Genomic DNA, 24,575 nt, shown 5'->3' on the forward strand with positions numbered 1-24,575 from the left:
GTTTCAGAGCATCAAGGCATGGAAGAGGTAACCCGACCGATTTGCCAGACCGTTCTGAAAAAGCGCAGCAACGTACCTTTAGACCCTTCCCCGAATGAAATCATTGGTATTTTTCTCATTCTTTCTGTTGCTGGCGGTGCGGCCAGAGGCTGGATTTGCTCAGCAGAGCCAGCAAAAATTACGGGTGCTGGTTTTGACTGATATTGAAAACGAACCCGACGATGCCCAATCGCTGGTTCGTTTTCTGACCTACGTGAATCAGTGGGATGTAGAAGGGCTGGTGGCGACCACGTCGGTACACCAGCAAAACCGCGTCGCGCCCCAACGCATCCGGCGAATTGTGGAAGCCTACGGTAAAGTAAGGAATAACCTGCTTTTGCATGAAAAAGGCTATCCGGAGACTGCCCATCTGCTTAGTGTCGTTAAAGCCGCCATTCCTAAATACGGAATGGATGCAGTCGGTCCCGGCAACGATTCCGAAGGGTCGGAACACATCATTGCCGTGGTCGATAAGCCCGATGATCGACCCGTTTGGATACCCATCTGGGGTGGGGCCAACTGCCTGGCGCAGGCGCTCTGGAAGGTTCGCCAGACCCGAACGCCCGAAGCGGTTGACAAGTTTGTGGCGAAACTTCGCGTGTATGCTATCTCGGATCAGGATGATTCGGGTCCCTGGCTTCGGCGGACCTTTCCGCAACTGTTTTACATTGTTAGCCCGGGTTTTCACGATAAAGGCGGCTACGAGCATTCGACCTGGCGGGGAATCAGCGGGGATGTATTTCCGTATGCACCGGGCTTCGCGGGTTCCGATTCGAATCTGGTTAACAACGCCTGGCTGGATACCCATATCCGAAAAAATCACGGGCCGCTGGGCGCTGAACACCCGCATACCGAGTACATCATGGAGGGCGACACCCCTAGTTTTTTTGGGTTGATTATGAATGGATTAAGTGACCCTGAACATCCAAACTACGGTAGCTGGGGTGGACGGTATGAGTTGTATACACCCCGCACCCGTAAATGGTTTCTGGAGCCAGAGACCCGTCCCATCTGGACGGATGTTGAAGATCAGGTACAAGGCACCAATGGCGGCTGGTATGAAAGCAATAAAGCAACCATCTGGCGGTGGCGTCAGGCGTATCAGAATGATTTTGCCGCCCGCATCGACTGGACCGTTAAATCCTACCGGGAAGCCAATCACCCGCCGGTCGTCAAACTAGCGCATGCAAACGAGTTGCGGGCAAAAAGTGGTCAGAACGTCACGCTCAGTGGAGCCGGATCTTCCGACCCCGATGGGAATGAGCTGTCCTATGAGTGGATTTATTACCCGGAAGTGGGCTCATATTCAGGCTCGCGCCTGCCCGTCCTGACAAACCGACAACAGGCGGTGGCTACGTTGGTCGCGCCACGGGTCCAGAAACCGGAAACCATGCATTTTATACTGGCCGTGACCGACAAAGGGACGCCCGCTTTGACGCGGTATCAACGGGTAATCCTGACCGTTTTTCCCTGACGGACAAACGACTGAGCCTGCTACAGTGTATTTTTTGACGTGGCAAATGCCCCTGACATACCTATGCAATAAAGGAGAACCGAAATCAGTTAACGGCTCCCATCTGCATTTTGCGTTTATTGGTGGGAGCTTCACGGACTAGCCGTGCGAATTGATCCAATGGCAGGATTCACGCTGAAATTCTTTCTTACTTCAGATACGTTTATCAGCCGTACCCTCTTTTTCGTATCTTTCCACCCGCTTACACCTATTGTAACAGTACATGGAAAAAGCCCTCGTTGTTACCGCTTCTGATTCTGCCTCGCCCAGCACGCTTGTCGACCGAGTTGCGCAGTATGCTCGTACCGGTTTGGAAGGATCTGCCAATACCCAGCGAGCCTACCGGGCCGACCTGCAACACTTTCAGACCTGGTGCCTCGAACAGGGTTACCTTGATCTGCCGGCCCAGCCGACTACCCTTGCGGCTTACACAGCCCACCTGGCCGACACCTGCAAGTGGTCAACCCTAACCCGCAAGCTAGCGGCCATCTCCAAACTCCACCAGGTGCGCGGCTTCGACAGTCCTACCACCGACAAGCAACTCAAGATTGTTCTCGAAGGCATTAAACGCACGAAGGGCATTCGTCAGAAACAGGCCCCGGCTTTTACGCTGCACCGCCTGAAAACGCTGCTGAGAGGCATGGAAACCGAATCGATGGCGGGTCTGCGCAACAAGGCCCTGCTGTTACTGGGCTTCACCGGTGCTTTTCGTCGGAGTGAATTGGTGGCCCTGAATGTCGAGGACCTTTCGTTTACGGAAGAGGGGCTGGTTGTTTCGATGGGCCGCAGCAAGACCAACCAGTACGGAGATCATGAAGAAAAAGCTATTTATTATAGTCCCGAGGTAGCGCTATGTCCCATCCGCACCTTGCAGGCCTGGGTCGGTCGGCTGGGTTCCGTCTCTGGGGGGCCGAATCCTCTGTTTGTCAGGGTCCGTAAAGGAGATCAGCTAACGGGGGATCGGTTGACGGATAAAACCGTGGATGATCTGGTGAAACGGTATATGGGTCCCTCCTACTCGGCGCACTCCCTGCGGGCTTCGTTTGTCACCATTGCTAAACTCAATGGCGCTGATGATTCGGAGGTCATGCGGCAGACCAAGCACAAAACCACCCTGATGATTCAAAAATATACCCGGCTGGAAAACATCCGTCAGCACAATGCCGCCATGAAATTGGGACTTTGATTGCCACCCACTGGACCAGCGATAGGACGTCAGAATAGGGATGGCTTTCGGATAACCCGTGCCTTTCGTAAAAATTTGACTCGGACGGGGAAGTTCTTTTTCGGGGTTGACGGACGGTTCTATTTGACAAACAACGATTTGGCCAGATACTCATAGGACTGCCTGACAGCTTGAAGTTGGGTAGCAGAAGCCCCGCTAACCGTGCCAGGATATTCTAATTCGGCATAATACCGCTCCAAACCGCCAGTGGAGTAACCGACGGTAAAGATGTTTTCAAAATTCATAAATCCGGTGGAACCCAGAATGTCCCGGTCTTTGATGTGCAACTGGGCAAAGCGGCCCGGATAGCGGTTGAAGTACGTAACAGGGTCACACTGGCCCATGACCGCCCAGTAGACATCCATCTCAAAAAACACCAGGCTGGGCTCGGTATGAGTCAGAAGAAAATCGTAGAAAATCTCGGTAGGATAAGTGGCCTTGGTGATGGTCATTTCCGGCGACCAGTCTTCACCCCGTTTTGCCCCGATGCGTTTAAACTCCGCACTGTGGTTATGATACCCCCAACGCATGTTTGCCTGCCGGGCCAGCTCACCCGTTTGGTTAAAGATTTCACAAACCCATTTCGCATCATCCAGATTAGTTACGATGGGCATGGCAGGCTGTACCAGCACATTCACCCCCAGGTCATGATGATCGGCCAGGGCTCTTTTCCAAAACTCAATGATTGTGCCAGCGTTCTGCTTGGTATACCGTTCGATCTGGATGCTGCGCTCCCCTTTCCCGGTGCCGCCCCCGTCGCCAAATTTATAAAGACTTTTCAGAGGGGGCTCCAAATGCGAACTCGTCGCTTCCAGGCCAACGTCTTGCAAAAGCTTCCTGTAGTCCTTCAACGAATACCCCAAAACTGAGCCTTTTTTGTCCTTCTGTTCATAGCCATAGAGCTCCACATGGGTAAAGCCGATGTCTTTCAGGGCTTTCAGTGGCCCTATCATATCCTTCTGTAATTCCCGGCGAATGGAATAAATCTGGATTCCGATTTTCTTAGGTTGTTGGGAAGGCGCCGGTTCCAGGGAATGGGTGGCTGACAGCATTCCCCCGGCAGATAGGGCGGTGGCGTTTTTAAGGAAGTTTCTTCTTTGCATCTTGTCTAAAGGGTCAGGAAATCCAGCTAAGTCAAAAAAGGTTTTCAAACAAATTGAATGGGAGACAGATGCATTTGCACATGGTCTGGTAAGGACTGACCCTTATTACCTATACGAGAGCTCTTTTCTCGCTGGTAATTTATCAGTAAAGAATATAATAAAATATGGTATCTGCGACGAACGATTGGAACTTAGGAAACGGCCCTTACCTTTGCACTACTTATAATAAGTCTAAATAAATGAAAAAAGTATATTTCTCATTCTCTTTCATTCTATGCTTGCTGGCTTGTGCCCCCCTGCTGGCACAAACACCTGGTTCAATCAAGGGTCTGGTTACAACGCGTGATGGCAATCCAGCCGCCTTCGTTAATGTCAGTCTAAAAGAAACCCGGAAAGGAACGGTTACCTCCGAAGAAGGGACCTATTTGTTAAAAGGCATCCATCCAGGCAGTTACACGTTACAGGTAACATTTGTAGGGTTACAGACCCAGGAAAAAAGTGTGACGGTAAATGCGGGCCAAACCACCACAATCGATTTCGCCCTGGCTGAAAGCGCCTACCAGTTAAGTGAGGTAGAAGTAACCGGCAATAATCAGGTAGTTACACTGGGGAAAGCCGGTATTGCTCCCCTGGACATCCCGCAGATGACGGGTGTCGTCAACAACGTTGTCATCACCAACCAGCAGGCATCCCGGCTGGGAGATGTTCTGAAAAATGTAAGTGGCGTATCGTTAACCCAGCAGCGGGGTGGCGTTGCCGAAACCTTCTCGGCCCGCGGTTATAGCATTGGCATTGCCGGTGCGGGAGGCAGTATTTTCAAAAATGGCGTGATTTCCAATACAATGGGTTTCCCCGAAGCCAGTACGCTGGAATCGGTGGAGGTGCTGAAAGGAAGTTCCGCTCTGCTGTACGGCAACACATCCGGTGGTCTGATTATCAACATGGTCACCAAAAAACCCAAGTTCAATTTTGGCGGTGAAGCATCGATGCGGATTGGCAGCTTCGGACTTTACAAGCCCATTATTGATGTGTACGGCCCCATAGCCAGGAATCTGGCATTCCGGGTGGTAGGCACCTATGAAAAATCAAATAGCTACCGCGATGTGGTGAAAACGGAACGGGTTTATGTCAATCCGTCGCTGTTGTATAAGCTAGGCCAGAAAACCACCATTCTGCTCCAGGGTGATTACCTGAAATCGAATCTGACTCCTGACAACGGTATCGGCTCGCTGAACCAGAATCAGGATGCCATCATTCCGGATGTGCCGCGCTCACGGTTTATCAATACCAACTGGGCCTACAACCATGTTGATCAAACGTCTGGCTCGGTGAATGTGGATCATGCCTTTAATGCCAACTGGAAACTGAACGTTATCGCATCGGCACAGGCCACAAAGATATCGGCGTATGGGGCCGGGGTACCCAATAACAACGTAGCGGCCAATGGTGACTGGACACGCGCACTCAGCCGGACCGGTACCAGCGAAGACGATTATACGGGGCAGGTTAACCTGAACGGGAAATTTAACACGGGTTTTGTAGGGCATCAGGTGCTGGTGGGTGGCGATATCGTAGGCATTGTCAGCGTAAGCAACTCCTACACAATCAACTATGGAGAGGGCAGAACTTCTTACGATAAGATCAACATCCTGAATCCGAACCTGTATGAGGCTCGTACTGACATTCCGGATGCAATCGTAACAACCAAAACAACCTCCCCTTCGGTCCGGAATGGTTTTTATGTGCAGGACTTAATCAGCCTTTCCGACAAGTTTAAACTATTGGCCGGCATTCGGTGGTCGCAGCAAAAAACCGTTCAGACAACGATCCGGAACCTACAAACGCAGGCTGAAACGCGCGGAACGGCTGAGACAAAAACCGATGCCGCTTTTTCGCCCAAAGTTGCATTGATGTACCAGCCGACCCGGAACACGTCCATCTTCGGTAGCTACTCGAATAACTTTACGATTAACACCGGGCTTGATATTTACGGGCAGGTGTTGAAACCTTCGATTATCGATCAGTTTGAAGTAGGCGTCAAGAACGAGCTGTTCGGCGGGAAAATAAGGGCTAACCTCGGCATTTACCACATCGTCAACAGCAACCTGGCCCAGATGGCTCCGTTCAGGGCGGACGGTACGCCCAACACCGATGCGAACGTGAAAGAATTTACCGGCCAGACAACCAGCGATGGACTGGAAATTGATTTTACCGGTAATTTATCGAAAAACCTGTATTTCATCACGGGCTACGGTTACAACTACATGCGGTATACAAACGCGTCGCCTGTCAAAGGCTCACCCATTGAAGGAGAGCGGCTGACCAATAACCCGGCGCATACGGCCAACGGCACCATTTTCTATACGTTTGACTTACCTCAGTTACGGGGCTTAAAAGTGGGCGCTTCGGCTTTCTACACCGGTAATCGCTTTGGTGGCAACAATAACACCTACGGGCAAACTCCGGCATTTAGCCGGTTGATTCCGCTGAACGGTTTCACGACTCTCGACCTGTCAGCGGGGTATACATACCGGAAAGTATCGCTGCTGGCCAAAGTATCAAACCTGACGAATACGCTCAACTACCTCATTCACGACCGCTATAGCATCATGCCGATTCCACCCCGGCAGTTTATGGCAACGCTCTCCTACCGGTTTTAACGCAACGGGTTAATACACGGTATTTCGTTTACCGCCTTGCTTTCTCCCGAAAGCAAGGCGGTCTTTTTTTACCCAAGTCTAAAATGCACGCTTTATAACAGGGCCATGAAATGAACGTGCCGATTGGCTTTTCAGGCTGTTTCTTCAAGCGTTTCGACACCAGGCTGGCCGTATCGCTCCGGGTCTTCCTACACGTCGAAAAAATTTTCATTAAAAGCTATTGTATACTAAAAATCATTTATAACTTTGAAAAACAAAGTACTTTATATGACGACCTATCAAGAGCACCTCGCATCTCTACAGGAAATCCGCAGCCTTATGCAGCGTTCCTCCCGCTTTACGGCCTTAAGCGGATTGTCCGGAATTGTAGTTGGTCTACTGGCCCTGGTCGGAGTGAGGCTGATCCAATGGTTTCTGAATCAGCGACATACATCCTATCAGGATATTTACCAGAAGCCTCTTACCCAGGAGACGGGCACATTTTTAGCGACGGTAATCCTGGCCGTCCTGGTACTGGCCCTTAGTTCGGTGCTTGTTCTTACCTGGCTGAAGGCTCAAAAAGCCCGGCAGTCCATCTGGCACCACCAGGGACAGCGCTGGTTCACCACCTTATGTTTGCCGCTGGCGGTTGGAGGAGTCTTCTGTCTGGTGCTGCTATACCACCATCTCCTCTTTCTGCTGGCCCCTTCAATGCTGATTTTTTACGGTCTTGCCCTGATTCATAGCAGTAAATACACCTTTTCCGATATTCGCTATCTGGGATTGGGAGAAATAGCACTTGGATTACTGGCCTGTTTTCAGATCGAGTATGGGCTGCTGGCCTGGGCAGCGGGCTTTGGAGGGTTGAATATTCTCTACGGCATCCTGTTACACTATAAATACGAACGAAATACGTCCAGTTTATAACCGAAAAATGCAGACACGTAACGATCAGTGCAGCGCATGGTCAGGAAAAAGTGAAGGATTATCTGAAACATATTAACAAAGATTTCGAGAGTCGGGTGCGGCTGGGTATTATGTCGGTGCTGCTGGTAGCGGACTATGCTGATTTTAGCTTTCTGAAGGAAACCCTGCAACTCTCCGACGGCAATCTGGCCAGTCATCTGCGGTCTTTGGAAGATGCGGGCTATGTGCAGGTCGAAAAGCAGTTTATCGGGCGCAAACCCAATACCCGTTATCAGGTCACCGCCCAAGGAACGGCGGCCTTTAGAAATCATATGGACGCCCTGGAGCGGCTGATTGTAAACAATAAAAGTCAGTAATTTTTATTTTACCTTTTCACTTTGAACTACAAAGTTCTTTACAAAGAAACACTTCTACTTTTATGCACCAGGAAATTCTGTTGAACATGGACAATCCCCTGCAACTCGAAAAGTTGTACCGGAACGACAAGCTGGCTTTTAAGGTAGCATTTAACACCCTGTATCCCCAACTTAAGGGCGATCCGCTTGCCGAAGGGTGGTATCAACGCCTGAACTATAGCCCCGAAGACCTGTTGTGGGGCACTCGCGATGAGCGGGTGTTGGTAGTGGGTGCTTCCCTGCTCGCGGCCCTGCTGGCCAAGTTACCGGACCTATTTTCCTTAGACAAGGAGTTTTTTTATACCCGGAACATCGGCTTCATCGTATTTCCCCTCCTCATCGCCTACTTTGCCTGGAAAAACAAAATTTCGCAGAAAACAGGCGCCTGGCTGGCGGGATTCATCCTGATTGCCATCGGGTTTATCAATTCTCTTCCGCAAGGTCGCCCCGGCGATACCCTGATCCTGGCTTGTATTCATTTACCCTTACTGCTGTGGTTTTTTCTGGGCTTCACGTTTGGAGGAGGAAAGCTTAGCGGTGGTATCAACCGACTCGACTTTTTACGGTATAACGGGGAACTGGTGGTCATGACGGCTCTCCTTCTGCTCGCGGGTATGCTGATGACAGGAATCACCATTGGGTTATTCGAGCTGATCGGCTGGCACATTCAAAACTTTTACTTCAACTATGTGGTGGTGTGCGGGTTAGCCGCCGTACCCATCGTCGGCACGTTTCTAACCCAGACCAATCCGCAATTGGTAGGCAAGGTTTCACCAGTCATTGCGAAAATCTTCAGTCCGCTGGTATTGGTCATGCTGGTTATTTACCTCATCGCCATCATTTATTCGGGTAAAGACCCTTACAACGACCGGGAATTTCTGCTGATCTTCAATGCGTTATTAGTTGGCGTACTGGCCATCATTTTCTTTTCCGTTGCAGAAACATCGAAGGCAACCAAAAGCCAGCTGGAAGTCTGGGTTCTTTTTTTGCTCTCTTGTGTAACCATACTTGTCAACGGTATTGCGCTGTCAGCCATCCTGTTCCGGATTTCAGAATGGGGAATTACGCCCAACAGGGCCGCCGTTCTGGGAGCGAATGTTTTAATTTTAATTCATCTTTTGTTTGTGACGGCGCAATTTTTCAAAGTGCTTACAAAGAAGGCCGACCTTGCGGAAGTCGGAAAAGCCATTGCCTTTTACCTGCCTGTTTACGGCTTATGGGCCATGATCGTGACCTTTTTGTTTCCGTTTTTATTCGGGTTCAACTAAAGAATACGGTGTAAAGCCCTGTCATTTATATAGATAGAAAAACCGACCATAGAAGAAGCCGGGGATACGGGTTTTATTTCTTCCGCAGCCAGAGGCTCCCTCCGGGATTGTTCAAAAACAGGGGCATATTTTGGGCGAACCAGCCCGGATACTGCTGGTGCAGGAAGGAATTGAAAAGCAGAATCTCGAAATCATGATTGTACATCAGGAAATTGCGCAGCATGTAGCTTTCGTTCCAGCCAAAGCCTTTCCAGCCCAGCACCCACTCTTCGGGGTATTCAAACGGGTAAAAAATGTCGTGAAAATGAATGATGACTCCACTATTGAGATTGGGCAGAATGTCAAAAAAGATGTAGTTGACATCGCTGCCGGTTTTGGCCACGTGAGTCGAATCAATGAAAAGAATATCATTGGACTGAAGTGTTTCAAATAGATACACGGGAATGGATTGTACCCCGAACTCCAAAACTCTTACCTTCTGCCAATCGTCCGGACGAAGCAGGGTGAGAAGCCGTTCGGGTTTGGGGTCGATAAAGGTAAGTTTGAGGGCCTCATCGCCGACTATCTCCCGGGTATCGAGCATAACGGCGGAGCTAAAACCGGACCCTACCTCAATGATCTGCTTCGGTTGGAAATGCCGCATCATGGTATGCAACATGATGGCATCGCCAAAACTAAACACATCATTGTGGTAGTAATACCGGCAGGATGGCTGTGGATGAGTCGGAAAGGGAATCGTTGGGTAAAACAGGGCAAGCTCCTGCAAGAGCCGGTATTGAAACCGCTTGCGTAAATCAATTCCTTTTATGGGCTTGATCGGCTTGGAGAATAAGGTGGTGCGAAGCGGGGTTAATTCCTCGACGTTGACGATAGGGCTATAGAAATGTCCCGGCGGAAACATGGTCTGGTATTGTTCCAGCTGCAGGCGCATATTCCGGATATAAGGAATATAATCGAGCAAGGCTTTGGCCAGGGTTTTCATTAAGGTAAGAGGACGACGAAACAACGAATGAATCGAATGACGATTTCTGAAAAAGTAAGGCAAAGAAGGCATAAAGCCGCCCCTGACGAGTAGTACGCTTTTAAACATGACCACTTAGCGTTGGCGGTGTGGGTTAATGCTTTCTAATTTATAAACCCGGTGCTGGTGGTTACTCCCATCGCTGCCCAATTCCGTTACTGCTATGTAGAGGTCCGGGGATGAGCTCACCAGACGCACCTCATGTTTGGTCCCATCAACGTCGATAACCCGCACCCAGGACTTGCCACCATCCTGGGTACACATAAGTAAACTCCTGGCTTGATCCGATAGACAACTGTAGGATGCCGCCCAGATCTCCGGGCCGCCAGCCGACTGCCGCCCCATTATGTTTATCACCGGACTCCGACGATAGGGATCCGGTAGAACCAGCTTCTCAAACCGCTTTCCGTCGGCGGTTTTGACGATGAAATTGGTGCCACCCGGGTAATCACTGCCCAATAAAACCCCCTCGCCTGTTTCGGCCATCGATCTATACCCACCCGTTTGATGGTGGTACGGTGTCAGCAGGCACCACCCGGTTTTTTGATACCCCGTCTTGGCTTTAAAATCTCCTAAAGCCGGGTTCATCCACAACTGCTTTTTATGATCCCCATCTGTGAGCAGAACGGCTTTCAGTAAAGACGAGTATTTCACTAAATAGATGCGTTTATTGACGCCCTGCCGGATAAAAAAATCCGAAATTTCCCAGCTTCTGCCGCCATCGGTCGAGTAATATAAATAAGCCAGATTCTGCCAGCTTTGCCCCTGCTGGTCCGAACTGTATTCGCCAATTATCAGCGTACCGTCAGGCAGTTCGGTCATGCCATTGTTAAACAAAAAATAGCTCATTGGGGAAGAAAGCTGCAAGACGGGTTTGAAGAAGATCCCCGGTTGATCTCCCTTGTACACAATACCGTTGGAGCAGACAAAAAGGACGTTCTGCCGGCTGATAAAAAGCGAGGTTATGGGGTGGGAAAATTCATACATCAGAACGGCCGACTGGCTCTGGTCATCGCTGCGATACAAGGCATTGGGGTGTGTATACCGGCTACCCCACCACAGGCCGTCCGAGGTGGGCAGGCAAAATTTCCAGTCGATGCCCACGGCCCGGAAACACAAACCGTTTTCCGTTAAAAAAGTACTGGTAAGAACGTCGGCCGTTGCGCTGGTAATGGATAAACAGGTATGGTCGGTAAATCGAATAGACCGATTGCGGACCTGATAGGGATAAAGTCGCTGGGTGACTTCCCTCATTATAAAAGAAAGTACTTCACCTACGTTGCCAACCCGACGGCTAGCCAGCCAGAAACGCCGGATGTGTCTGACGACATCCGGACCGGGTATTTTAAGCCGTGTGAAATACGTTAAAAATCCATCCATGAGGTAGCGTTGTAATCGGCCAAAGATGCCTTTTTACACGCTAGTCGGCTGTTAAATTGGGGGCAGATGTCGTCAAATTTGGGACACGGTATTTTTAGAAAATACGATTAAATACGTAATTAGCTGCTTTTCAGGCGGCTGGCGATAAACTCGGTAGGCGTTTGCTGATACGTTTCTTTAAAGACCATCGTAAAGTGAGAAGGTGTGCTAAAACCTACCCGGTCAGCCGTCTCGGCCACATTACAACCGGCCCGTAATAACTCGGCTCCTTTTCGTATTCGATACTGCCGAATCAGTTCTGCCGGTGCCAGTTGGATCAGGCTTTGCACCTTGCGGTACAGCGTCTTGCGATTCATGGCTAGCTGATCGGCCAGCCAGTCCACATTGATCGAAGAATCGTCCAGATGCTGCTCTAGCAGGGCATAAATCCGGGCCAGAAACGGGTCCGTGCTAACGTCTGAACTGGCAGAAGCCGGAGAAGCCGAGGGCGAAACTACCGCACCATTGGAGGAACCGGGCAGAGCAAACTGCTGCCGATAATAGTCGCCTAACTTCTGTTGCCGGGTGATCAGGTTCTGGAGCCGTAGCTGCAATTCTGCCATACTAAAAGGCTTGGACAGGTACTCGTCCGCACCCTGCTGGAGCCCTTCTATCCGGCTGGGCAGGGCGGCTTTTGCCGTCAGCATCACAACGGCGATATGATCGGTATCTGCATGGCTTTTAAGTAAACGGCACAATTCGTTGCCATCCAGACGGGGCATCATCACATCCGTTAGTATTATATCGGGCAGTTCCGACTGGGCCATTTCCCAGCCCTGCTGACCGTCGGATGCCTGTAGAATGTGGTACGAAGTGGCTAGTTCACCCGCCAGAAACTCTCTTAACTCCTCATTGTCTTCCACAATCAGAACCCGGGGAACCGGGTGTTGTTCAGAAGTCGGATTTGTAACCGGTACGGGTTTCGGCGAGGTCAGCGGCCCCGTCACCGGTCGTTCAAGTTCAGACCTGAACCCGCTAATTTGTGGGAGATCGACCGCCTTTGACACGGGACTGACGGGTAGCCTCCAGCGGAAGGTTGTCCCTGCGCCTGCCTGACTATCCACCGTGATGTGCCCGCCCAGTAACTGAATCAGTTCGTGGACCAGCGCCAGCCCAAGCCCGGTGCCTTCATGGGCTCGGGTGGTGGAGGTATCAACCTGATAAAACCGGTCGAAAATATGCGGTATGTGTTCCGGTGCAATGCCGATGCCCGAGTCAACCAATTGAAAATCAACGCCCTTCATTTCCTCTGCTTCTACAGCCGGTGCCACCGTTAGGGTTACACGTCCGCCTTTTCCGGTAAATTTGAGCGCATTGGCTAGTAGATTCGTCAGAATCTTTTCCCACTTATCGGCGTCAAAAACGTGTTCCTGTGGTGGAAAGGTGGCCAGATCGCAGGTGAAGGTGATGCCTTTCTGCTCGGCTGCCCGCTGGAAATTAACTACGATTGGGTCAATAAACTCGGTAACCTGCCCCTGCATGGGCGAAAGGCTCATATGGTGCCCTTCCAGTTTGGCCAGATCCAGCAACTGGTTGATCAGCCGCAGGAGTTGCTGGGCATTCCGGTGAACCAGCTTCAGTGCTGGACCGTCGAACCGTCCCTCCTGAAGCAGTTTCTCTACCGGCGCAATAATCAGCGAAAGAGGGGTCCGAAATTCGTGGGTTATATTGGAAAAAAACCGTGTTTTCAGTTCATCGACGGCTTTGAGCTGTTCGGCCTCCCGACGGTTCAGTTCCAGTTCCTGACGTTGCCGAATCCGGTTGGTTGAAAACTGGATGTAACCCCAGATTGCTCCGCCGATTATCAGGATATAGAGGCCATAAGCCCACCAGCTAGCCCACCACGGCGGCTGAACAATAATCAGAAGGGAAGCTTCCCGTTTGCTCCAGAACCCATTGCTGTTGGCGGCTTTGACCCGGAAGGTATACGTGCCGGGTGGCAAACTGGTAAAGTTGACCGTAGTTCGGTTGCCATTTTGAATCCAGTCTTTGTTTATGCCAACGAGTTGATAGGCAAACTGATTTAGCCGGGGCTGTTCGTAGGCCAGCGCAGCAAAGCCAATGGACAGGCGGTTTTCATCGTGTTTCAGACGAATCACACTGTCCGTGAGTGCCCTGGGCTGGTCCAGAACCGTCAGGCTGGTAATGTAAACCGGAAAAGGACGCGTATCATCCAGAATCTCGGCGGGGCTGAACTGGACAATCCCGTTTTCACTGCCGAAGATGAGCTGGTTTCCAGAACGAAAGACGGCATTTTGCTTGAAATTATTGCTGGGCAGGCCATCCGAAACGCGATAGGTATGAATGGCTTTGGTCCGGGGATTGACCCGGCAAAGGCCATCGTGGGTACTGAGCCAGAGATTTCCCGAATCATCTCCGGTAATACCGACAATCGTGGAACCCGGTATGCCATCCTGGTGGGTGATTGCCGTGAACTGGCCCGTTTTTTCGTCAAACCGGTTTAAGCCGCCAAGATGCGTTCCGATCCAGATCACGCCGTCTTTATCTTCGTAAATGCACCGAACGTCGTTGCTGCTCAGGTGCCCTTTAAGTCCGGCTGAATAGCGCGTCATCCGTCCCGTTTTGGGATTTAGTCGGCAAACACCCAACCGGTGGACCAGAATCCAGACCTCCCCGGCCCTGCTCACCAGTAATCCATATACGTATTTGTCCGGAAGACCATCCGGGTTGCCCGGCTTATATTTATAGTAAGTGTACTGACGGGTGCGGGGGTTGAACGATGCAAAACCGCCATCGCCCCCAACCCAGACATCGCCCCAGGGTTTGCCATCTTTATCCTGGATGGCAATAAACTGGGCCGGTATTTCCGATGGGTATGGCGTAAATTGTCCGGTTATCCCATCGTAGTGGTATAAGCCGTCATACGATCCCAGCCAGATACCATCCCTTCCATCGGGTAAGAAAGACATTACTTCATTGACGTGCTCGCCCACGGACCCCACATTTTCGGGCGGTATTTTTTCCAGTTGCTTCTGATCGGCGGACAGGCGGCAGAGCGCAGGCGAATTGTTGAACCAAATCCGACCGCGCTTATCCTTAAAGACGGCAAAGGCCCTGTTTTCGGGCATACTGGCCATTCGTTCGTTGGGCTTTACCTGATAGGTGGTAAACGGTTTGGTGTTCAGGGCCTGCCGGTCAATTCCGTTATCGGTTCCAATCCAGAGCATACCCGATCGGTCGTGATAAACCGCCTGGGTGCTGCTGCTGCTTAGCCCTTTAAAGAAATCAGGATCGGAGCGGTAGGTAAAAACCTGCTCTGTCACCGGATCAATTGCCTGTAAGCCGTCGGTAGTACCCACCCAGATTATGCCTTTCGAATCCCGGTGGATGGCGTTGTGCCAGATATACGGGTTTATTTGTCCATTCGGGTTATAAGGGATGAGGTTCCAGGGAAGTTTGTCAAGATCCAGCTTGAATAAACTATATCCGGCTGAAACGGCAGCTGCGCCCAACCACAGCACGTTATGTTCATCCTGGTAAAATGATTTAAAGCTAGGTTGAGGTCCTGTCCAGCCCTGAATCGCGATCCGTGTAAAGCGTCCGGTAGCGCGATCAAAATGGTACAACCCCAGGTGGGTAGCGACCCAAAACCGTTGCTGACGATCTTCAAAAACGGTAATTACCGGGGCATCGGGCACCGGCGAAGGATATAAGGTGAAGTGGTGTCTGGCCGGATCATAGCGAGCCAGCCCCGCAAACGTAGTGATCCAGAGAATGTGTTGCCGGTCCTGATAAACCGAAATCTGGTTATTCCAGCGATTGGCCTGGGCCGCCTGAATGGGATGCGGAGTAACAAGCCCGGTTTTCCGGTTTATTTCATGCAGCCCCCCTCCTTTTGTTACCGCCCATATCCGGGTAGAATCGCCCTCGCACAGGCCCATGATGAAGCTGTTCAGAAAACTACGGCTTGGCTGGCTGGGGTTGGGTTTAAACACGGTAAAGGTAGAACCGTCATATTTGTTTAACCCATTTCCCGTAGCAAACCACATATAGCCATCGCGATCCTGGAGAATAGCCGTAACGTAATCATTGGACAAACCGTCTTCGACCGACAGGTGCTCAAATTGATTGGCAATCGGGTATTTTTCAGGGCTACTCGATGGTTGATCCGACTGAGCGTGTGCCCGTATCACCATTAAAACCAGAATTATAAGCCAATACGGGTGTACAGTATTAAGGGCCAACAGCTTTGGCATTTGTAACTTCTTAATATATATACCGCAATAATAGTACTTATAAAGTATATTTTATGGATTATAGTATCAATATGGTCAGCGTTTAGTAGGCTGTTTGAAAAAGATACCTATAGGCCGTTGACCACAAGCATTAGGCGGCAGCAGGCTATTCCAGACTTATTCGAGCCGTTCTGAAATTATACCTGCTGCCGCCTACAAAAATTTGGTGGGGCTTCCATCGGAAAACAGGGCCTGAAGGGCCTGTACACTACTTATCCTTGACTAACTTATAACGCTGGGTACGATGGCCCTCCCCTACCTGTAAAACATAGACGCCCGGTGCTAATTGAGGACTCGGCACAATGACCTGGCCAGCCGGATCGACCCGTAAAAGCTCCAGCACTTTCCTGCCATACGCATCGACCATCACAACCGGTATTTTTTCATCGGCTTGGCCCTTTAGCTTAAGCGTGAAAGACTCCCGGAAAGGGTTGGGATAAGCCATCACAGGAAGATCTTCCGCCGAAGCTTCGGCACCCGTTCTAGCCAGTTGCGCCTGGTTAATTACCTGAAAGGTAAGGGTCAAAGGAGTGCCCGCCACCCCCGTACCCCCTGAGCCGGTATAGGTTGTTCCCGTTAAGCTGTAGCTGCCCATCGCCGGCGTCCAGGCGTTAAAGTCGCCATTTTTATCTCCCGACAGGGCGTACGGTGTCCCGTTATCAATCTGAGTGCGGCTTTGGGGACCGCTTAAGACCATCTTCACCGAGCCTACCGTGGCTGGCTGGGTATTGGCCCGGATATTGAGGTTTTTTGTCGGGAAACTGGCCAGATTCAATACGTCCCCGTTGGTGAGTTGTTTTATTTCCTGATCCGTATCAGCATTGATCAAACTGAAACTGACCACTTGGGGAACCGCGCTGGGCTGGTTGGTAACCTTAAAGTTTAACGAGTAAGATGTTCCCACAGAGCCGGAACCACCCGGTCCGGTGTAGGGAGTAGCCGTCAAATTGTAACTGCCAGAAGCCGGTGTCCAGGCGTTGTAGTTGCCCTGGTTATCGCCGAAGAGGGCAAAGGGCGCGTCGGTTTCTGTACGGGTCTGATTATAGGACCCGCTGAGTACCATCTTCACAGAACCCACTGTGGCCGGGCTGGTGTTCATTCTGAAGTTGAGGTTGCGGGTCGGCAGGCTGGCCAGATTGATGGTTTCACCCTCACTGATCAATTTGATTTCCTTCTCGGTATCAGCGTTGATCAGACTAACGCTCACAACCGCTGGCGATTGAGAGCTGGCCATCACCTTCCGAATGCGGTTATTACCCGAATCGGCAATCAGGAGGTTGCCCTGCCCGTCAATCGCCAGTCCGGCAGGATAAGACAGCCGGGCGCTACTGGCCCGGGCTCCATCGCCCCCGAAACCTTCTATACCATCACCGGCAACGGTAGTAATAATGCCATTGGGTGCCACTTTCCGGATCCGCAGATTACTCGGATCGGCAAAGAAAAGATTACCCTGCGCGTCCAGCGCAATGCCACCCGGATAGCCTATGCTAGCGCGAGTGGCGGGTCCTCCATCACCACTATACCCTCCCTGTCCGCTACCCACCACCGTGGTGATAATGCCGTTGGGTGCCACTTTCCGGATGCGAAAGTTGGCTTCATCGGCAATGAAGAGATTGCCCTGCGCATCCAGTGCCAACTCGGTAGGATACGCCAGTCGGGCGCTGCTGGCCGGACCACCATCCCCACTAAACCCATAGGCTCCTGTACCCGCTATCGTACTAATGGTGCCGTTGGGGGCAATTTTGCGCACCCGGCTATTTTCCCGATCCGCAAAGAACAGGTTTCCCTTCGCATCGATAACAATTCCCCGGGGTGAACTCATCTTAGCCTGGGTGGCCGGGCCGCCATCGCCACTAAACCCATAGGTTCCATTTCCGGCAACGGTGGTAATAATGCCATTGGGTGCCACTTTCCGGATGCGCTGGTTTTCTCGATCGGCAATGAAAAGGTTTCCCTGCGCATCAGCGGTTACCGCAGCGGGATATTTAAGAGCTGTGCTGGTGGCCGGTACTCCGTCACCACTGTAGCCGAAGTTACCATTCCCAGCAACGGTGGTGATGATGCCATTGGATGCCACTTTCCGGATGCGCTGATGTATTTCATCAACAACAAAAAAGTTACCCTGCCGATCAACGGCGACATTGATCGCACTCAGGTTCGCCTGGATAGCCGGACCCCCATCGCCGGTACAGCCCTCCTTGCCATTGCCTGCCACGCTGGTAATTGTTTGTGCCAGAAGGCAGGTGGAAAAAAGTCCCGTGAGGATACAACCAGCTAACACGCCAGCCAGGAAGACATGAGTAAAACGTAAAAAACAAGTCATAATCGAAGGGGTTGGGTGAATAAATGCGGCCGTATTTTTACTTAACCAAATATAGCTATTTTACTTATTTATTTAAATTGTCAGACATTTTTTATCACTGATACTCAATCCCAATCATATGGTATTCTGTGAATCTACTCAGTACGATGCCTGACGGCAGATGGAGACCGCAACGGTTTAGATTAACCGCTACGAAACGCTTTTTTACCTTGCGCCAGATTGTTAACAGGCGCTGGCCTGCCGTGTGCAGAAAAGCATTTATTTCTAATACGGCAAAGGGTCGTTATACGAAAGCCCGGTGAATTTCACCGGGCTTTCGTATAACGACCCTCCTGGAAGTATTTCCCTGTCAGCAGCTTATCTTACGGCTGTTTGACCAGCTTGTAACGCTTAGCGCGCTGCCCCTCTCCTATTTGCAGGACATACAGGCCCGGCGCTAATTGATGACCGGGATTAATTTCCTGTTCACTATGGCAGTCGGGAAGCTCAAAGACCAGTCGGCCGTGGCCATCATAGACAAACAAGGGCAGCTTGCCTTCCGAACTTCCGGTTAGCTTTAAGGTAAATGCCTGCTGGAACGGATTGGGATAGCACAGCACCTCCAGCTCCTGGTCTTCGGCTGACGCTATGGCACCCGCCCGGCCCGATGAAGATTGATTGATCACGCTGAAGCTGATCGTCAAAGGCGTACCCGCAGTACCCGTTGCTCCGGCCCCACTGTAGGGAGTGGCCTTGAGGGTATAACTTCCTACCGCCGGGGTCCAGTTGTTATAGTCTCCGTCCCTGTCGCCAAACAGCGCGTAGGGAGCGCCTGTTTCGGTTTGGTTCCGACTCTGCTTTCCACTTAAGACCAGTTTAACGGATCCTACCGTAGACGGACTGGTGTTTACCCGAATATTGAGATTGCGGGTAGGCAATGAAGCCAGGTTCAGCTGCTCGCCGGAAGAAAGCACCTTAATATCCTGATCTTTGTCGGCATTGACCAGGGTGAAATGGGTTACGGTCTGGCCTGACGACGCCCCATCCTTTACCACAATGGTGAAGGTTTCCTGATCCGTAGCCTGTTTACTATCCGTGGCGCGTACCGTAATGGTATAAGTACCAGCGTCCTGATTGCCTGGGGTAAAGGTCAGGGTATTGTTGTTCAAACGGGCAAACGAAGGCAGGTTAGTCGCCGTTATGGTAACGTTATCTCCGTTCGGATCGGTCGCAAAAAGCGCTACGTTCAAGGTGCTGCCTTCATTCATGGTTTGGTTGCCAATTGTGGCCAGTACAGGAGGAGTGTTGCTTGAAGGTTGAGGTTGGGATAGCCCACCAGCCTTGATTAACACGACCCAGTCCTCTCCGCTTGAATTCGGCGGATTGCCGATGGATTTGGTGCCACTGCCCGACAAATTACTTACCGATCCTTTTTGTAAGGAACCGCCATTGCGGGGATCGTACCACTGCACGGTATAATTACCATTGCTCAGGGTAATGTTGGCACTGCCGCCATCTTTTAAGTACACGATATAGACTTGCCCGTCTTTGCCCAGGGACCAGCCCCGGTTCACATTGCTCAGCGGCTTCAGTTCGGTCAGCGACAGGGGTACGAGGTTTTTAAAGAAGTTCAGCGCGTGACGGTTAAAGCGCCACATCTTGGCGCGTGAGCGGAAATCCTCGGCCGCCAGGTCGGTATGTCCTGTAGCTCCGCCAAAGTAATATTCAACCCCGGCACCACCACCTATCAGGTTACCCCAGAGCGATTGCTTCCGTATATCATTCTGGTTGTCAGCCAGGGACCCACGGTTACCGCTGTAATTTGCATCACAGGCCACTCCCATTGCATTCTGTTCGTCGTTGGCCACGATCCACTTCTTACCCGCATTGGTCGAGTTCTGAACCCACAGCCTGGTTTCGTTGTAAACATTATTCCAGTCGGTCTGAATGGAAACCCCCGTCAATTTAGAGGCACTGCCCAACAACGGCGTATAGACAGCTGTTTGCTCTTTCACATTGGTATGCAGCACAATGTGATGGTTGTAGGGGTCGATCGTATTCACATAAGCCGCCATGTCCTTGCGCTGCTGGGTCGTCTGAATGTTCTCTTCGCCCAGGTTCCAGTTCAAGGCCAGGTGGTGTCCAAAACGAGCAATCAACTCCCGGAAATACACCTTCCGCTGCACCCCCAGATTCCCCCCATCCAGCAGCTTGCAGTTCTCCCGCTCCTGCAACTTGAAGTGCAGATACAGGCCCAGCTTGTCAGCATGATTAAAAACCACCTCCCACTGATCCAGCTTCGAGCAGTCAAAACGGGTATAGTCGCTGGAAGAAACGTACGGATAAACATTCTTATCATCACCGGCAATGTTCATGGTCAGAAACGAAAAGGCGTTTAGTCCTTCGCTGGCCAGGTAGTTGATGGCTCCAATGATGCCTTTACCTTTGGTCGATTTCCAGGTGGGGTCACCCGACCGCCAGTCCTTCACGTGAGGGCTCCAGCTTTTACGTTTGCCTCCGTTGTCGGGCGTGTTGTCGAAATCGTCGTAGGCCAGGAAATTCTCGGGCGAATCCACGCCCCCTTTCACAAAATACTCGCCCGTTTCGGCAAATTGCAGGTAGTGTGCCCCGACGTAGTTGAGCCGCCCTTTGGCCCGCAGGTCCGACCCGGTTTTATCAGAACCCGATACCGTAAAAGAACCTGTTTTGCCATTAACGTTGGAGACCGCATTACCAGCATTGGCATCCGTGCTGACGGCGATGTTGGTCCCGCTGCGCATGGAGATCGCGTACGTCCAGGTGCCGGTTTGGTCGGGTGCGAAGTGGACCTTCCAGCTGTTGCCTGCTGCCGCCCCGGTATTTCCCGCATTGCCATCGGCGGCAAAGTAGCCCGGCACCACGTATTTTTTAGAACCGTTGGTGAAGGTCACGTTGAGCCGGTAGTTGAGAAAGGGGTTGGAGCCGTTGGTTTCGGAGGTATTAGGTCCTTCAATCAGCAGGGTGATTTTATGCCATTTCTTCAACTCCCCCTGCACAGAAACCGCCCCAAGTGCAAGGGCCTTGTTAGCACTTGTCGAGGAGTAAGTGTTTGTTCCGTTTATCAAGGACGTTGCAATCCTGGTATTTCTTGTGGAGAGGGCAATGTCCTTTGTGCGGCTAAGATTATTCGGTATGATCGTAGGCAGGTTACTGGCAACACTTTGTACTTGTCCGCTTATCAGAAATAATAAACAAAGCGAGAAAACTTTTAAATGAGTCAAGTTACGTACGGCTTCTTTCATCGTTAGTTGAGTTGATTCAGAAAAAGGAATTAAATTCTACTGTCATAAAATGGCTGATCCGCACAAAAAATGTGTAGGGAAATGAAACCCAGATTAGTAATTAAGGGCTTTAACAGTGGACTTTGCAGCCGGGGCGTTTTCCTTAAACTTTTTGATTAAATCCTGAGAATTTATTGAACTTCTTTTGCATATGCAGTTATAATGCCAAATCTTACTCAGGAGAGAAAAAAGGATCTGATTTTGTACACTAAATTCAATAAGATCCTTCAGGAAAATCAAGGATGAGTGGCCCTCGCCTTGGATTTCGCATCCAAAGATTAAAAATTTATTAGAAAAAAACAAACCCTTAGACGTGGGTTAGCGTTGATAAATGCTGCCAGTAGATAGATTAGCGGCTTTACGCTAACCCATTATTTGTAGAGTTATAACAACGGTATAGTAGAATCAAATACCAGATATACAGTTACATATGTAGGTATTAAGGAACAGGATTCAAGAAAACCGGTTTGATTATTACGGTTTCTCTTTCCAAACCAATTTAGGGGGTTAAAATCAGGCATTAAAAAATTCTTAGAAAAATAAAGTGGAAGCTGGATTGGTTCCTGTCAGGTAAAGCACCAGGCTTGGTTCTTCAAGAAGGTTTTCCCGGCTTTCGAGACTATACACTTATATCAACATATTAACCGTTTCAATGACCCTACTTTGCAAGCTATTCTACCTAAAAATCCGGTTTTTCAAGCTACGGTATTTGCTAACACACACCTATATACGTATAGGTATTTTAGAGCATTGAAATAAGCTTAATAAAAAAATAGAATTGTGCATAAATCCTTTTTTAATTAAGTTCAATAACCACTTATATCAGTTATTGCTTACTCCTTTGACTGATCCAGTTTTTTGTTTAGGAACAAATAGGATTGAGGTTAATTATACTTAGCTAACATTCCATTCTGATATAAAAGGCGCTTTAAAAAGCCACGCTCCAGCAACGGTTATTACACCTCAGCTTTAGTCGTAAAATGACCTTGACTAACTTCTTTTACCGCTGAAAGTGTGGTACCTAAGAAGGGTTGATGCCATTTTGCTTGGGTCAAGGAGTTGGGGGTTGCTCATCCTTCGCTTTTTATACATCTATTTTCCAGAGACCATTACCAGATTTAAACGGGTTATTTTGAGATAGCAAACCCGGAAGCTATCGCTGGTAAACCTGCGATTCTGGTTTCTGATATCTGGGGCTGATACCCCCTATAAACGCATTAGGGGCCTTTTGCCCTAATTTTCCCAAAAAGAAAGCCCGGTATGACCAACCGGGCTAGCTATGACCTTCTGTTGCTACCAAAAAATTTATGATCGATGAAGCATCAATAGACATACGGGTGATGGAATGGCTATCTGATCGCCGGTGGCTTTCAGGTCACCGCTGCTGGCATCTCGCTTAAAAATCGTGATCGTATCGGTTTGCTGATGGGCAGCCAGCATATACTGACTGGGGTCATCAAGTAGAAAATTTCGGGGCTCATTCCCACCCGTATAATGTAGATAACGATGCGTCAGCCGGCCATCCTCCCCTACTGAAAAAATAGCGACCGTGTTGTTTCCCCGATTCGTTACATATAAATAGTGACCTTCAGCATCCAGGTGAATGTCGGCACCCGAGCGCTCGCCCGAATACGTTTCAGGTAAAAAAGAAACATCATCTTCAACTAACTCAACCGTATTCGTCTGTCGATCTCTTCGTAGAATGGTTACTGTTGAGCTCATCTCTTTAATGCCGTAAATCCACGCATCTCCGGGATGCACCGCCGTCATTCGGGCCCCTGAACCTGCCGATACCGCCACGTAAGGCGTTGCATTAGCCGTTAGTTTGCCCTGTTGGTGGTCAATCTGATAAATGTAAATCTGGTCGGACCCCAAGTCAGATACATAAAGCAGCCGGTTGTCAACCGAAACAACCGCCGAGTGAACGTGAGGGGCGTCCTGCCGTTCGGTATCAACTCCGCTGCCGGTATGCTGGATCACCTGGGAGGCTTCGCCCAGCCCGCCATTCTCCAGAATGGGGAATACCGCCAAACTCCCGCTGCCGTAGTTGGAAACAAACGCCAGTTTACCGCTTCGATCAATGCTGATGTGGCAGGGGGCCTGTCCGTGCGACAATTGCTGATTAATAAACGTCAACTGTCCGGATGATGGATCAATAGCATAGGCGTTGACACTCCCGGAATGTGCTTCGCCCTGGTCGTCTTCTTCATTTACCGCATATAAATACCGACCCGAAGGGTGAATGGACAGAAAGGAAGGACTCCTGACATTGCTGACGGTTTGCTCCAGTTGGGCGGTGCCGCTTTCCGGATGAAAGGTAAATACGTAAATGCCTTTGCTGCCGCGAACCGAGTACGTACCGACATAAAGCAGGGACTTAGCTGGCTGGGTTTGTGCCATACGTGAAAAGAGGATAGTGATGTACTATCAAACCGCCTTCTTAAGGATAGGTTTAAGTCGGGTACGTTTTTCATTCCCTGCTTAAAATAAACAACGCCGAAGAACGGAATAGAAAGCCTCCCGGCTGACCTGTACTTGTTGACCCAAGTGATTGGGAAACCGGGTTGATCCTCTCTCCCATCTTATAGCCCAGGTTAAGCGGCAGAAAAGCTATTTCTGCCAACTCAGAGATGGATATTTTAAAAAAGCCTTTATCTTTCTGACAGCCTGCGACTCTTTTTCCATCCGTAAACGATTCGCTCATATGCCCGCGCCCTTTTCCATCTTAGTCATCAGTGATGATCCGCAGGTAGTGAAAACGCTTGATGAGGTTTCACTACGGTCTGATAAAGAACTTATTTTCCGATCCGCAACGGATACCCGGGAGGCTGTTAACGTCTTAAACGACTTTCCGTATACTAGCCTGATTGTTCTGGATAGTACGTTGCGCAGCAGTTCGCAGGACCTGGAATTTATAGCCTCCTTACGCGTGCATCCTGACTGGATTCACCGACCGATTCTGGTCTTACTGGACGGCCAACCACCCTGTGATCTGGTGGCGGCTTACGGTGTCAATGCTACATCGGTTTCCTTCAAACCTTATAACCTCTCCGACTGGAACACGTACTGGCAAATGGTTTTACAGGTTCATGGGTTACATATCTGAAGCCGGTTTGCGGTATCCCACTCTGGACCGTATCCTATCTTT

Annotated in this window: 15 protein-coding genes; 7 read left to right on the forward strand and 8 right to left on the reverse strand. The window is 50.3% G+C overall.

What is annotated here, in order from left to right:
* Positions 1 to 94: 94 nt before the first annotated feature.
* Positions 95 to 1,513: a DUF1593 domain-containing protein gene (locus LX87_RS22720; RefSeq protein ID WP_111630599.1), complete on the forward strand. Its 1,419-nt coding sequence runs from the start codon at positions 95 to 97 to the stop codon at positions 1,511 to 1,513.
* Between the two features lie 262 nt (positions 1,514 to 1,775).
* The gene (locus tag LX87_RS22725) at positions 1,776 to 2,738 is read left to right on the forward strand and encodes a site-specific integrase (protein WP_111630600.1); all 963 of its coding nucleotides are present in this window, start codon (positions 1,776 to 1,778) and stop codon (positions 2,736 to 2,738) included.
* Between the two features lie 119 nt (positions 2,739 to 2,857).
* Here LX87_RS22725 and LX87_RS22730 read toward each other — a convergent pair whose 3' ends face one another.
* Positions 2,858 to 3,880: a sugar phosphate isomerase/epimerase family protein gene (locus tag LX87_RS22730; RefSeq protein ID WP_111630601.1), complete on the reverse strand. Its 1,023-nt coding sequence runs from the start codon at positions 3,878 to 3,880 to the stop codon at positions 2,858 to 2,860.
* A gap of 239 nt (positions 3,881 to 4,119) precedes the next feature.
* Here LX87_RS22730 and LX87_RS22735 point away from each other — a divergent pair, with 239 nt between their 5' ends.
* The 4 genes from LX87_RS22735 (at position 4,120) to LX87_RS22750 (ending at position 9,109) form a co-directional block, all read left to right on the forward strand.
* Positions 4,120 to 6,540 carry a TonB-dependent receptor gene (locus LX87_RS22735; RefSeq protein WP_111630602.1) on the forward strand — a complete coding sequence of 807 codons (2,421 nt, stop codon included), beginning with the start codon at positions 4,120 to 4,122 and terminating at the stop codon, positions 6,538 to 6,540.
* A gap of 267 nt (positions 6,541 to 6,807) precedes the next feature.
* Positions 6,808 to 7,446, forward strand: a complete 639-nt coding sequence (locus tag LX87_RS22740; protein ID WP_111630796.1) for a hypothetical protein — start codon at positions 6,808 to 6,810, stop codon at positions 7,444 to 7,446.
* A gap of 50 nt (positions 7,447 to 7,496) precedes the next feature.
* Entirely contained in the window at positions 7,497 to 7,802 is a 306-nt protein-coding gene (locus LX87_RS22745) for a winged helix-turn-helix domain-containing protein (RefSeq protein ID WP_111630603.1), read from the forward strand.
* 62 nt (positions 7,803 to 7,864) lie between these two features.
* Positions 7,865 to 9,109, forward strand: a complete 1,245-nt coding sequence (locus LX87_RS22750) for a DUF4153 domain-containing protein (RefSeq protein WP_111630604.1) — start codon at positions 7,865 to 7,867, stop codon at positions 9,107 to 9,109.
* 73 nt (positions 9,110 to 9,182) lie between these two features.
* Here the strand turns inward: LX87_RS22750 and LX87_RS22755 are convergent, their stop codons facing one another.
* The 7 genes from LX87_RS22755 to LX87_RS22790 all read right to left on the reverse strand — a co-directional run bounded on the left by LX87_RS22755 (position 9,183) and on the right by LX87_RS22790 (position 24,131).
* Positions 9,183 to 10,091 carry a class I SAM-dependent methyltransferase gene (locus LX87_RS22755; protein WP_229310781.1) on the reverse strand — a complete coding sequence of 303 codons (909 nt, stop codon included), beginning with the start codon at positions 10,089 to 10,091 and terminating at the stop codon, positions 9,183 to 9,185.
* A gap of 114 nt (positions 10,092 to 10,205) precedes the next feature.
* Entirely contained in the window at positions 10,206 to 11,510 is a 1,305-nt protein-coding gene (locus LX87_RS22760) for a sialidase family protein (protein WP_111630605.1), read from the reverse strand.
* Positions 11,511 to 11,629: 119 nt separating this feature from the next.
* Positions 11,630 to 15,706: a hybrid sensor histidine kinase/response regulator transcription factor gene (locus LX87_RS22765; protein WP_111630606.1), complete on the reverse strand. Its 4,077-nt coding sequence runs from the start codon at positions 15,704 to 15,706 to the stop codon at positions 11,630 to 11,632.
* Between the two features lie 307 nt (positions 15,707 to 16,013).
* Positions 16,014 to 18,020 (reverse strand): NHL repeat-containing protein, encoded by a 2,007-nt coding sequence (locus LX87_RS22770; RefSeq protein WP_170139431.1) that lies wholly within the window; start codon positions 18,018 to 18,020, stop codon positions 16,014 to 16,016.
* Between the two features lie 470 nt (positions 18,021 to 18,490).
* Positions 18,491 to 21,211 (reverse strand): DUF5060 domain-containing protein, encoded by a 2,721-nt coding sequence (locus LX87_RS22775; RefSeq protein WP_211325357.1) that lies wholly within the window; start codon positions 21,209 to 21,211, stop codon positions 18,491 to 18,493.
* A gap of 1,521 nt (positions 21,212 to 22,732) precedes the next feature.
* The gene (locus tag LX87_RS22785; protein ID WP_111630610.1) at positions 22,733 to 23,827 is read right to left on the reverse strand and encodes a lactonase family protein; all 1,095 of its coding nucleotides are present in this window, start codon (positions 23,825 to 23,827) and stop codon (positions 22,733 to 22,735) included.
* A 70-nt stretch (positions 23,828 to 23,897) separates the two neighbouring features.
* A complete protein-coding gene (locus tag LX87_RS22790) occupies positions 23,898 to 24,131 on the reverse strand; it encodes a hypothetical protein (RefSeq protein WP_111630611.1) in 234 nt (77 codons plus the stop codon).
* On the opposite strand from LX87_RS22790, the gene LX87_RS22795 reads away from it, so the two are divergent.
* On the forward strand, positions 24,132 to 24,533 hold the full coding sequence (locus tag LX87_RS22795; protein ID WP_111630612.1) for a response regulator: 402 nt from the start codon (positions 24,132 to 24,134) through the stop codon (positions 24,531 to 24,533).
* Positions 24,534 to 24,575 lie beyond the last annotated feature (42 nt).

It is taken from the genome of Larkinella arboricola, assembly GCF_003259745.1.
Classification (GTDB): domain Bacteria; phylum Bacteroidota; class Bacteroidia; order Cytophagales; family Spirosomataceae; genus Larkinella; species Larkinella arboricola.